This is a genomic window from Terriglobus sp. YAF25 (genome assembly GCF_052113305.1).
GTDB lineage: Bacteria > Acidobacteriota > Terriglobia > Terriglobales > Acidobacteriaceae > Terriglobus.
In genome coordinates, this window is the sequence record NZ_JBFRCY010000219.1 from 1 (window position 1) to 12403 (window position 12403).

Annotated in this window: 9 protein-coding genes and 1 pseudogene; 7 read left to right on the top strand and 3 right to left on the bottom strand. The window is 58.3% G+C overall.

What is annotated here, in order from left to right:
• Positions 1-360, bottom strand: a 360-nt coding sequence (locus tag AB4043_RS11020) for a hypothetical protein (RefSeq protein WP_442307058.1), incomplete at its 3' end; no start/stop codon positions are given.
• A gap of 273 nt (positions 361-633) precedes the next feature.
• Between AB4043_RS11020 and AB4043_RS11025 the strand changes: the two genes are divergently transcribed.
• The 4 genes from AB4043_RS11025 to AB4043_RS11040 all read left to right on the top strand — a co-directional run bounded on the left by AB4043_RS11025 (position 634) and on the right by AB4043_RS11040 (position 4759).
• Positions 634-1437, top strand: coding sequence for an SDR family NAD(P)-dependent oxidoreductase (locus AB4043_RS11025; protein WP_442307059.1), 804 nt, complete (start codon positions 634-636; stop codon positions 1435-1437).
• Positions 1434-2054, top strand: a complete 621-nt coding sequence (locus AB4043_RS11030) for an SDR family NAD(P)-dependent oxidoreductase (protein WP_442307060.1) — start codon at positions 1434-1436, stop codon at positions 2052-2054. The genes AB4043_RS11025 and AB4043_RS11030 overlap by 4 nt, the downstream gene beginning before the upstream one ends.
• A 189-nt stretch (positions 2055-2243) precedes the next feature.
• A complete protein-coding gene (locus tag AB4043_RS11035; RefSeq protein WP_442303284.1) occupies positions 2244-2597 on the top strand; it encodes a PadR family transcriptional regulator in 354 nt (117 codons plus the stop codon).
• Complete coding sequence (locus AB4043_RS11040; RefSeq protein WP_442307061.1) at positions 2594-4759, top strand: FtsX-like permease family protein; 2166 nt, start codon at positions 2594-2596, stop codon at positions 4757-4759. The genes AB4043_RS11035 and AB4043_RS11040 overlap by 4 nt, the downstream gene beginning before the upstream one ends.
• Before the next feature lie 28 nt (positions 4760-4787).
• Here AB4043_RS11040 and AB4043_RS11045 read toward each other — a convergent pair.
• Positions 4788-6668: pseudogene (locus AB4043_RS11045) on the bottom strand (c-type cytochrome); the annotation flags it as partial.
• A gap of 254 nt (positions 6669-6922) precedes the next feature.
• Here AB4043_RS11045 and AB4043_RS11050 point away from each other — a divergent pair.
• A complete protein-coding gene (locus AB4043_RS11050; RefSeq protein ID WP_442307062.1) occupies positions 6923-7660 on the top strand; it encodes an SDR family NAD(P)-dependent oxidoreductase in 738 nt (245 codons plus the stop codon).
• A 143-nt stretch (positions 7661-7803) separates the two neighbouring features.
• Positions 7804-8208 (top strand): OsmC family protein, encoded by a 405-nt coding sequence (locus AB4043_RS11055; RefSeq protein ID WP_442303288.1) that lies wholly within the window; start codon positions 7804-7806, stop codon positions 8206-8208.
• Between the two features lie 739 nt (positions 8209-8947).
• On the opposite strand, the gene AB4043_RS11060 is transcribed toward AB4043_RS11055, so the two are convergent.
• On the bottom strand, positions 8948-10459 hold the full coding sequence (locus AB4043_RS11060; protein WP_442303289.1) for a sialate O-acetylesterase: 1512 nt from the start codon (positions 10457-10459) through the stop codon (positions 8948-8950).
• 217 nt (positions 10460-10676) lie between these two features.
• Here AB4043_RS11060 and AB4043_RS11065 point away from each other — a divergent pair, with 217 nt between their 5' ends.
• The gene (locus tag AB4043_RS11065) at positions 10677-12113 is read left to right on the top strand and encodes an alpha-L-fucosidase (protein WP_442307063.1); all 1437 of its coding nucleotides are present in this window, start codon (positions 10677-10679) and stop codon (positions 12111-12113) included.
• Positions 12114-12403: the final 290 nt, after the last annotated feature.

Consider the following 12403-nt stretch of genomic DNA (forward strand, 5'->3'; position numbering starts at 1 on the left):
GGCCTTCCACTTCGACAGCACGTCACCGAAGGTCTCAAAGCCGTAGAATCCTAGCGAGGAGACGGAATCAACAGCTTGCTCGATCTGGTCGTTCATCCAGGTGATGCCCGTGTACCCGATATGGATCTGGGCCTTCCACTTCGACAGCACGTCACCGAAGGTCTCAAAGCCGTAGAATCCTAGCGAGGAGACGGAATCAACAGCTTGCTCGATCTGGTCGTTCATCCAGGTGATGCCCGTGTACCCGATATGGATCTGCAGCTTTCTGGCTGGAGCGGCAAAGAGGGGTGGACACACGGCGGCAGCCGTCATGCCGGCTGCTCCAAACAACAGCTCACGGCGCGTAAAAGGGCGAGTCATGCAGGCCTCCCTGGCAAATCTTTCGATTGCACATCACGCAATTTTATTTGCGTCAAACGCAACTACTCTGCCCTGCCGGAGATATGCCTGTCAAGGATTCCCTGACCGGCGAGGACACGCCACAGGGGCTCCCTGAGAAGAAAATCGGTGCAAAATTTAGGCTTTGCGATATTGCACTATACGCAATATACTTCTCTCGTTACGCAATCAATCCTCCCTGATCGAAGACAGTTTTAAGGGATGAAGTGCTGTAACTCCGCGGAAGGAGCCGCCTTGCCAGATTATTCAAGCTTTCAACTGACGGACAAAATCGCCATTGTCACTGGCGCCTCTCAGGGAATCGGCCGTGCGATCGCTGTCGGCCTGGCCCAGGCCGGCGCACACCTGGTGCTGGCGAAGTATCCAGGCCCCCGCATGGAAGAGATCGAGGCGGTGAAGCGTGAGATCGAAGGCCTGGGGCGAAGGGCGGAGATCGTCATCACCGACGTCAACAAGGTCGCGGACTGCCGGGCACTCATTCAAAAAACGGTGGACCACTTTGGACGTGTCGACATCCTGGTGAACAATGCCAGTTGGACCGGAACGGGCGACGCCGTCGATGTCACCGAAGAAGAGTATGACAAGACCTTCGACGCCACGGTCAAGAGTGTCTTTTTTGCCTCGCAGGCCGCAGGAAAGATTATGCTGCAGCAGCCGGAGGGCGGCCGCATCATCCATATCGGTTCCAACTTCGGTGAAATTGCTTTCAAGAAACGCGCGATCTACGCCGCGGCGAAGGCGGCAGTGCATCACATGGCCAAGGCTCTCTCTCTGGAGTGGGCCGGCAAAGGAGTTCTGGTGAACACCGTCGCTCCCTGTATTACGGAGACGGAGTCACGGAAGAACATCCTCGAACGCCCTGGATATAGGGAGTGGGCGACGCAGGAGATGATTCCTCGCGGGCGCTGGAATCAGCCGGACGACCTCGTCGGTGCCGTACTCTTCCTTTCCAGCCCTTTTGCCGACATGATCGTAGGTCACACCTTGATGGTCGATGGCGGATTGATCTGCACATTGATTCGCGGACCGAAGAGGTGAAGCAATATGTCGAGTCCCAGGGCGGCCGATGCCTCGCGGTTGCAGGCGATGTCTCGCAGCGTTGCCATGTGGAGCGTCTCTTCGACGAGACCTGGGCACAGCTCGGCCCCGCGGACATCCTGGTGAACAATGCAGGCATTGAGACTATCGTCCCCTTCACGGAACTGACCGACGAACAATGGGATGCGGTGACGCAGACCAACTTGAAGAGCGAGTGGATGTGCGCCCAGACCTTCTGCAAACGCCTGATCGCCGAAGGCCGCCAGGGCGCCATCATCAATATCGGTTCCATCCAGGCCGCGCGCGTGCTGCCTGGACGCACGCACTACGCTCCCAGCAAACTGGCAGTGGAGGCGCTGACTCGCAACATCTCCGCGGAGATGGGTGTTTACGGCATTCGGGTGAACTGTATCCATCCGGGATTAATCGATACACCGATGATTCGCTGGGTACTGGAAAGTCCGGATATTCTGCCGCACGTGGTCGCGCAGATCTCTCTCGGACGTCCGGGCAAACCGTGCGAGATCGGCTCCGTCGCTGCATTTCTCGCCTCGGATGAAGCAGCTTATGTCACCGGTCAGTCACTGTATGTCGACGGCGGCTGGGTAGGCAAGTAAAGCTGCAGTAAATATCCAGTGTGCTGTCTCGGAGTCCCCAGCGAACTTGTTCGCTGGGTGATTTCGTGAAGGACCTGCTTTTCAACGCTTCGGAGGGCAAAGCTCTTCATGATTTATGTCGTGAACTTTAGACTCACCACATCGACAAGTTCGCCTTTTGCTGAAGAACTATAGAGCGGAGAAGAAGGTATGCCGGGAAAGAGCCAACCACAGGCTGAAATGCTGAAGGGCACGCTGGACATGATGGTTCTGCGGACACTTGTCAGCGGTGACGCGCACGGGCACACCATCGCGAAGGTCATTGAGCACACCTCGGAGAATCTTCTGGAAGTGGAGCAGGGCTCCCTGTATCCGGCGCTGCACCGCCTCGAAGACCGGAAATGGGTCTCCTCCTACTGGGGCGCGAGCGAGAACAATCGCAAGGCAAAGTTCTACCGGCTGACAGCGGAAGGCCGTAAGCAACTGGCTCGCGAGACCACCCGCTGGCGCCAGATGACACGGGCCATCGGCCTTGTAATGGGCGAAGAAGGAGGCGCGCAATGAGCTGGCTGAGATTCTTTCGCCGCAAACGCAAGGATGCCGAGTTGCAAGCTGAGCTCGATGCCTTTCTATCGGAAGAGATCGCTGACAACGTCGCGCGCGGTATGTCGCCGGAAGAGGCACGCCGGCGAGCGCGGGTGAAGCTCGGTAACTCGCAGCAGGTGCGCGAGTCGCTATGGGTGCAGAACTCTCCCATGCCATTGACTCATCTCTTCCGCGACCTGAAGTACGCTTTTCGCACGCTACGCCGCACGCCCGGATTCTCGGTCATCGCGGTTGTGGTCATGGCTCTTTGCATGGGAGCCGCCATATCCCTTTTCACGATTGTCCGCTCGGTGCTGCTGAGGCCACTTCCCTTCCGGGATCCGGCCCGGTTGGTGGTTGTCTATGAACACCGCCGAGCAAACGGGGCGGCGGCTGATAGCCGCACTCAGGTCGCCCCTGCAGACTTCTACGATTGGCGCTCCAAAACCCACGGCTTTGAAGATATGGCCATCATCCGTTATGCCGGGTACAACCTGACCGCGGTTCAGTACCAGCTCCATCTGCAGTATCCTCATGATCCCGTGGCGGAAGATGTCACTCCACGTTCGCTCAACGAAGACCTCGCCGGAAACGTGAAGAAGCCTCTGAATCTGATGATGAGCGCCGTCGGCTGCATGCTGCTGATCGGCTGCCTCAACGTCTCAAATCTTCTGGTAGCCCGAGGTGCGGCACGGCAGAAAGAAGTAGCCATTCGCAGCGCACTTGGAGCGCGGCGAGCCACCTTGATTCGCGAACARCTGGCTGAGAGTGTGCTGATCTGCGCCGCCGGGTGCGTGGGCGGCGTTGCCCTGTCGGTAGTTGCCACACGGTCGCTCGCGCACGCATGGAAWGATCTGCCCACCGCGCAAGGTATCTATATCGACGGAACCGTGATCGCATTTGCAAGCGTCCTCATGATCACAGCGACGTTGATCGCCGGGCTGCTGCCTGCGCTCTCAACAACGGGCAAGGCGATGATGAACGCACTGCAGGCCTCCGCGCGGACCGGCGCCAGTAGCGTTTCCCGCACAGTACTACGCAAAACGCTGCTCACGGCCGAGATCGGAATCACGGTGGTCCTGCTGGTCTCCGCAGGTCTGCTTCTCAAGAGCTTTCTGCGGCTGCGTGCAGCCGATGTGGGCAGTATCACCCAGAACATGCTCACGCTGAACTACAGCCTTCCGGAGAAGAAATACGATACGCCGGAGAAGCGAAACGCATTCAATGAGGCGCTGCTCGAGCGCGTCAGAAACATTCCCGGAATACGGGCCGCTGGATTGGGCAATACGCTTCCGGGTGCGGGCTATTGGGGCGACTTCATTTTTACCGTGAAAGAGCACCCTCCAGTCAACGCCAGCGAAAACCTGCCGGAAGCACTGTCACGCTGGGCCGATCCTGGCTATTTCAGCGCGCTCGGAATTCCGCTCCTGAGTGGCCGGTTCTTTACGGATGATGAACGCGGTGCTCGGTCGTACAAAGTAATCGTGAACAATCAACTTGTACGGAAATACTTCCCCGGAGAGGATCCTATCGGGAGACACCTGCACGTTCCCGCACATCCTCATGACGGAGCACCTGGCATCGTCGACTACGAGATCGTAGGCGTTGTCGGCGATACCTTGTATCAGGTTGGAAAAGAGCCGAAGGCGGCCATGTACTTCCCGATGCTCGAAGGCACTGGCTCCCAGATGCTCGCAGTGCACACAACATCGGCGCCGCTACAGTTCTCGATTCCGGTGCAGCGGCAGATTGCAGCTCTCGACCCGGAACTTCCTGTTTCAGATGTGCGCACCATGGACGAGGTCATCGGCGCGTCGCTGGTGAACGCAAGCCTTAGCGCAAGGCTGGTGCTTGTCTTCGCCATTCTCTCGCTGCTGTTGGCCGCAGTCGGGCTGTATGGAGTGCTGTCGTACCTGGCTACGCAACGGACCACGGAACTGGGCATCCGCATGGCGCTCGGCGCGCAGCGCGATCAACTTTTGCGATTGATGCTCGGCGATGGCATGCGTCCGGCGCTGCTGGGGTTAGGGCTTGGCCGAAGACGTAGTAGCCCTGCGTCGTCTTTCCACCGGCAGGCTCAGCGGATCCCTGGTTGGGCTCTGGAGGCTGCTGATCGCCGACGGGGATACGCTCCGGGTTAGGACGAGCACTAATCGCGATGTATTCCCTGCCTGCAACTTCGTAGACCGTGGGAATACCCTCCGGGCCTGCAGGCACAGAGAGCTCGCCGACCTGCTTGCCGGTGTCCTTGTCATAGAAGTGCAACTTACTGTCGGACTTGGTCGGCACAACGATCAGGCCGCCTGCGGTGACCGTAGCGCCTCCGCGAGGCCAGAAGCTGCCGGTGCCGGTGATGCCTTTCTCGGCCAGCGCAGCGACGTCTCCGATAGGAATCTTCCATTTGATCTGGCCCTTGTTCATGTCATAGGCCGTCAACGATGACCAGGGCGGGCTGATCGCCGGCAAACCATCGGAAGAGTTCATATAGCCGTAGCCGGTCCAGTAACGTATTCCCCCGGGGCCAAGCTTGCTTGTTGTCGCGGGCGGCGGAGCCATGAGCCGGGTCAGCACATCTGGCTCGATCTTCGCCTTTTCCGGCGACTTCAAATAGGCGATGAGACGATCGATGTCGTTGTCGTCGAGATCGGGGAAAGCAGGCATGGGCGCCAGCCCCGTCTTAACCGCATTACGCACGCGATCCGCGCCCGCACGTTGGATCACGCCATCGAGCGAAGGAATCGCCGGCGGCTGCCCTTTACGGTCGGCGCCATGACAAGCGCGGCAGTTTTGCAGGTAGGTCACCATTCCGGCATTTTCCGGCGGACCGGTGACGACACGCTTCGGCGGCTTGGCCTCAAGATGCAGGAGCGACGGCGCATCCTTCGACATGACATAGAAGGTTACGGTTGAGGCATCGACCGCTCCCGATCCCCAGTTAGCGCCGCCGTTGTTTCCCGGCGTCTCCATCGTGGTGCCCAGGGTAGGTGGAGTATAGATTCCCTCCTGGCGCGCCTCTGCGACCTGTTTGCGGATCGCCTCCCGCTCCTTCKGGTCGGCAATATAGGGGTTCACCATCTCCGGAGTGAACGCCTGCCGGGCGAACGGTGGAACATGTGTGGGAATAGGCTGAGTCGGCCAGGACTCTTCTCCGGGCACATCAGACTTAGGCACCGGACGCTCTTCGATCGGCCAGATCGGTTTACCGCTGGTTCGATCGAGCACATAGACGAAGCCGTTTTTTCCCGCCTGTACAACCACATCCACATTCTTGCCGCCGTGTTGGATGGTCAAGAGCTTCGGCCCCGTCATCAGGTCGTAGTCCCAGAGATCGTGATGCGTCGTCTGAAAGTGCCAGAGATATTTACCGGTGCGTACATCGAGCGCCAGGATGCAGTCGGAAAAGAGGTTTGCTCCCTTGCGGTCGGCGCCGTAGAAGTCATACGTCGGCGATCCCAGCGGAAAGTAGGCGATCCCCCGCTTCTCGTCGATGGAGAACTCGCCCCAGTTATTCACGCCGCCAACGTACTTGTACGCATCCTTCGGCCAGGTGTCATAGCCCATCTCGCCGGGATGGGGAACGGTATGGAACTGCCATACAAGCTTTCCGGTGATAACGTCGAAGGCACGAAGATCGCCCGGCGGCGATTCATACTCTTCCCCCGTCGCCGATCCGGTAATGTAGAGATTCTCAAAGACGCGCCCGGGCGTTCCGGACTCGATCTGGCGGATCGACTTTGGATCGCGTCCCAGACCTTCGCGCAGATCCACGGCTCCGTTCTTCCCGAAGGTCGCGATCTCCTTACCGGTACGCGGATCCAGCTCGTGGATCTCGTTGTTCATGTGGAAGATCAGGCGGCGGTCTGAGCGATCTTTGCTCTCCCAGTACGCCATGCCGCGATGGGAGATCAGCCGAGGATCCGCGGATTGAGCCGGCCCGGAGGCGGCGGCTGCCTCAACCACCGGCGTAGAGTGGCGCCCGTACAAGAGACCAACGCCTGCAGCCAATACTCCGAGAACTGCGACGGACTTTACCTTCGAACGGAATTGCATCGATCTGCCCTTTTGTTACAGCCACAAGCACCTGAGAGGTGCGGATACCGCCGAAACGGCAGCCGCACTTGCGGGACGATTACAGAGCCGGAAATATTGCGTATTATGCAATTTATTTTGCTTATTACGACGACGAATACTAGCAACGCGTCGTCAGCATCGTCAAGGAAGAATCTGCCGTCGCGGCTTGCTTTCGCCCCGAACGACATTGCACCATGAGTGATCGAGCGGCAATGACGCTCATGGAGAACAGCTTGACCGGGAAGCCACTGCACGGAAGAACGGCGCTCATCACTGGAGGATCACGAGGAATCGGCCGGGCCATCGCCCTGCGATTTGCGGAGGCCGGATGCGTTGTCGCGATTAACTACCTGCACGCAAAGGACGACGCCGAAGAAGCAGTAAGCCTGATTACAGAACAGGGCGGAACCGCTGTTGCCGTGCAGGCCGACGTTTCCCGGGAAGGCGATGTGCAGCACCTGGTCTCAGCCAGTGAAGAAGCTCTGGGACCGATCGATATCCTGGTCAACAACGCAGGCATCCTGCATCGCGTACCGCTCCAGGAGCTGGATCTTGCGGAATGGAATTACACCATCCAGGTAAACCTCACCTCTTCGTTCTTGATGTCGCAGGCGGTGATCCCAGGCATGCGAAGGCGGAAATGGGGACGCCTGATCTTTCTGTCGTCCATTGCAGCGCAGACCGGAGGCGTTGTCGGACCGCACTATGCAGCCAGTAAAGCAGGAATGCTCGGCCTGATGCACAGCTATGCCAGCTTGCTGGTGAAGGAGGGCATTACCTCCAACGCTATTGCACCGGCCCTGATCGATACCGACATGATCCGCAAAGGGACTGCCGTCCARCCGGACCTGATACCTATGGGCCGCTTCGGTACATCGGATGAGATTGCACAGGCAGCCCTCTTCCTCGCCACGACTGAGTACGTGACCGGCCAGACCATCAACCTGAATGGCGGGTGGTATCACAGTTAGGCATGTCATCCAACTGTGCCAGTTAACGCCGGGAGCAGATTTTTCTGAGCTCTAGGAGTGAGGAGAGAACTGTAGCTGGCCTACTGGAACGACGAGCRACAACGAGATCGGGAAAATCTGCCCCGGCGTTGCTACCATGGCCTATGAGCGAGACCCTAGTTCACTATCAGGGCGGCCTGCGCTGCCGGGCGGAACATGCGGAGTCCGGCACCGTTGTCATCACCGATGCGCCGAAGGACAACCATGGCAAGGGTGAGAGCTTCTCTCCCAGCGAGATGCTGGCCGTGTCCCTGGGAAGCTGCATCCTGAGCATTATGGCGATCGCCGCACAATCGATGGATATCGACATCACTGGCGCGACAGCAACGGTCGAAAAGGAGATGGCGAACGCGCCGCGACGGTTCTCGAAGCTCGCGGTGACGGTGCATGTCCCCTATGCTCTGAGCGAAGAGCAGGCCAGAAGGCTGGAGCGCGCCGCGCATGCCTGCCCGGTCCACAACATCCTGAAGCCCGAGATCGACGCCACGATCACCTTCCGCTGGGGATAGGAGCATTTCCCTGTAGGTGTGATGTAGGGCTTCCGCATGTATTGGGCGTTTTCCGCAATGAAAACGCCGCTGCACGCCCCTTCGGGATACCCAGCAACAGAGAAAAAGCTCTAGCCACCTCCTCGGAAGATGGCAAGGATTAAAGCTTGAGCCCGAACAAAGTGATGTTCAGGTCATCATGCTGGACCACATTGATCACGTAACCGATAACTGAAACTTTTTGCGTGAGATGTGATCTCTCCCGGCGGTGAAAATACGTTTTGACAGCGAAGAAGGCTATTGGAATTTCTGATCGAAATGGAGTAGCATCTTCGGTCTAAGAAAAGCTGTTAGCTTTCAGGTGACCACGGTCACTGCGTCCTCAACCCAAGTAATCCACACTATGGAAAGACGGGTGCAGCCATGATTCAACCATCGCTTTCTGCCGATAACCGCGTTTCTTCGGAGACGACGGTTCTCCTCGAAGAACCACCTTCCCAACTGCCGCCAGTCTCGTGTCGGTTCGAACCTCGGAGAGTTCCGGTTGAGGAGTATGTGTTCTGGCACAGGAATCGCCTGGAAACCGCCCCGCCACCCCAAAAGCGGGTAGCGTAACGCTCTCGTAAGGCTTAGCCGAGATAAGGCCGCGTTTAGAGCATTTCCTTGTTGCTGGGTAGCCCGAAAAGGGTGTGCCGCAGCGTTTTCATTGAGGAAAACGCCCATAGATATACAAGCCCCGCACACCGACAGGGAAACTGCTCTAGTGGGTTCGAAACGGCGATGCAGGTAGGCCTGCGGCGTTATAGAGAGTGCATGTGGGATTATCCAGCCATGCATACCTTGCCTGCACTGGATGTGGCACATCGGGGGAACGAAGAATCAGCACATCGTTCTCGATCGATGCCGTAGCCTGATGAAAGACCTTGTCTGCGCCGGCGACCTCAAAGGGAGATGCGTTTGTGTCCTTGAGCAGGAGTCCCTCTCCATGCTCGAACCAGATTCTTACCTGATCGCCAACAACGATGGAGCTGCGATAGATCGGGCCTGAGGACTCGATCTTTTCTCCATACGCGACCCTACGGGCGGCGCGAGAGAGACGATCGGCAACATCCTGCTTGTTGCGCGGGTGAACGTTAGCAGCTTCACCGATGTCAGCGGTCACCGCCATTCCGGTGTTCTTCAGCGTCAGCGTCTGCATCTGCGCCTCGCGGATCTCGGCCCACTTGTTCGCCGGAGACGATGCCTTCACGTTCGCAATCTGGACAAAGAGGAACGGGAGATCTCCGAGCTTCCACTGCGTTCTCCAGTCTTCGATCATCGCTCGGAAGAGCGGAGCGTAGTAGGCGTAGTTCCACTCCGAGGTATTTGTTTCACCCTGGTACCAGAGCACGCCCTTGATCGGAAACGGCGTCAGCGGCGCGATCATGGCGTTGAAGAGGTAGGCAGGATGCCATGCGTTGAGATCGCGCGGAGCAGGCGCCGGCTTTTGCCCTGCCACTGGATTCTTTTGCGATTGCGTAAACCGGAGCTCCTCCTCGGTGCGGCCTTCCAGGATCTTCGCCCAGGCGGCAAAGGCCGGCGTCAGTTCAGGAGAGGCTGCGAGGACACGCATACTCGTCCAGGCCTCGGCGGGCGTTCCGCCCCAGGACGATTCGATGATCCCAACCGGGACGTGCTGGCTGTCTTCGATTCTGCGGGCAAAGAGATACGCCACCGCCGAGAAGTTCAGGAGATTGATCTCATCCGCCTTCGCCCAGGAGACGCCCGCCTTCAGATCCGCGAGCGGAAACTCGGAGTAGGCATGGCCAACATTGACGATGCGGATGTCGTATTCGCCGGCCTTTCTGAGCTCGGCCTCGGAGTTCGCCACAGTCTTCATGCCGAACTCCATGTTCGATTGACCGGAGGCTACCCAGACATCGCCGATCATCACATCCTGGAGTCGGACCTCATTCCTGCCGCGAACCACCACCTCAAAAGGGCCGCCGGCCTTTCTGGAGGGGAGATAGACGCTCCATCGCCCCAGATCGTCCGCTACTGCTTCGGCGGAAGCATCCTGCAGTTGCGCATGGATCTGCTCCCCCGGCTCCGCCATTCCCCAGAGATGGATCGGAAGGTCACGCTGCAGCACCATATGGTCGCTGAAGAGACGGGCAAGTTCAACCTCTGCACGGCATTGCGGGACAGCCGCGCAGGCGGCAAGAAAGGCCATCCCTGCGAACAGTGTCTTCCGTTTCGCGGAGGGAAAATACCTGCGCGCCGTTGGCTTCATGAGCATCGTCTCCTTGCAAATCTCCGGCAAATTAATCGGTTAACTGAAGCGATGTCAAGATGTATTACCTGTAAAACATATTTTTCGCATATACACGAATGCCTCGACAAAACCCGGGTGAATCCCCTAATGTTGTTCCGTCGAGCGGAGGCCATGTTTCTTGTTTCGAACGGCCGCCGGCATTATCTGACAAGGCTCAACCATGAGGATGATACCTATGAACTCTTTTGTCCTGCGCATGGCGCTTGGCGCGTGTGTTCTCTCTTCCGTATCCGCATACGGCCAACTGGAAGGGCACACGATCGAATCGTCCGCCACCGCTCACCCCGTCCCCGCTGTCCAGGACAAGGAGACCCCGGCACAGCATGATGCCCGTATGGCATGGTGGCGCGAGGCACGTTTCGGCATGTTCATCCACTGGGGCCTGTACGCCGTTCCGGCGGGTGAGTGGCATGGACAGCGCACCACGCATATTGGGGAATGGATCATGAACGATCTTTCCATTCCGGTCGCCGACTATAAACAGTTCGCAACCAACTTCAACCCCACCGGCTTCTCCGCCCACGACATCGTCGCGCTGGCGAAGGATGCGGGCATGAAGTACATCGTGATCACMTCGAAGCATCACGACGGATTTGCGATGTTCGACTCCAAGACCGATCCGTTCAACATCGTCGCCGCCACGCCATTCAAGAAGGATCCTCTTCGCGAGCTCGCAGAGGAGTGCCACAAAGCCGGCATCCACCTCGGCTTCTACTATTCGCAGGCACAGGACTGGACCGCTCCCGGTGGCGCGGCGGCAGTTCGCGGCAACCACAACAAAGAGACCGGCCACTGGGATCCGGCGCAGGATGGCAGCTTCGACGACTACCTGAAAACCAAAGCGATCCCTCAGATCAAAGAACTGCTCGCAAACTACAAGACCGCGCCCGACATCATCTGGTTCGATACACCGACCAGCAAGATGACTCCGGAGCGCGCCGCCGAAGTGGTGAAGGTGCTGAACCAGTATCCCAAGCTGATCTGGAACAATCGCCTGGGTGGCGGTTATAAGGGCGACACCGAGACTCCGGAGCAGTACATCCCGGCACAGGGATATCCAGGCCGTGACTGGGAGTCGTGCATGACCATCAACGACACCTGGGGTTACAAGTCGTTCGACACCAACTTCAAATCGACCGAGACGCTGCTGCGCAACCTGATCGACATCACCAGCAAGGGTGGCAACTACCTGCTGAACATTGGACCGGATGCCCAGGGCAAGGTTCCCGAGCCCGAGGTTGAGCGCCTGCATGCTGTGGGCAAGTGGCTGGCCGTCAATGGTGAGGCGATCTATGGAGCCAAGGCCACACTCTTCGGAGCGGAGGCGRGATCGTTTGCTCCAGCAGAAGGCAATGCCAAGCCGAAGTTTGTTCCCGCGTGGGAGTGGCGTTCGACGACCAAGGCCAACCGTATCTACATCCATCTCTTCGCCTGGCCGAAGGGCAGCTTCCATGTAGAGAAGGTTCCACACACCGTCACCAAGGCCTACCTGCTGGCGGACGCGTCTCACAAGGCGTTGAAGTTTACGCAGAAAGAGGGAGTGCTTGATGTCTCCCTGCCCGAGAAGGCGCTTGATCCGATTGCGACTGTGCTGGTTCTTGAATCGAAATAAGCGATACGAACGAAGGCGCCGGAGGATTACTCCGGCGCCTTTTTTGTTTTAAGAATCCCAAGAAGTACATACAAAGATTCGTTTATATGTTCTCCGAGAATTCTGGGGTTATTCCTAGCCCACCCTAACGTTGTGAGGGTGGGGCACCCGGACCTGATAAGCGCTGAAGGCCGGGGTCCCCAATGAACTCGTTCATTGGGGTGGAAAGGCGCGTTCTATACCAGCCTGGGGCAACGCCCCAGGTTTCGAACCCCCGAAACCTCGAAGGGGCTTCAGAGTCTGTGTGAGAG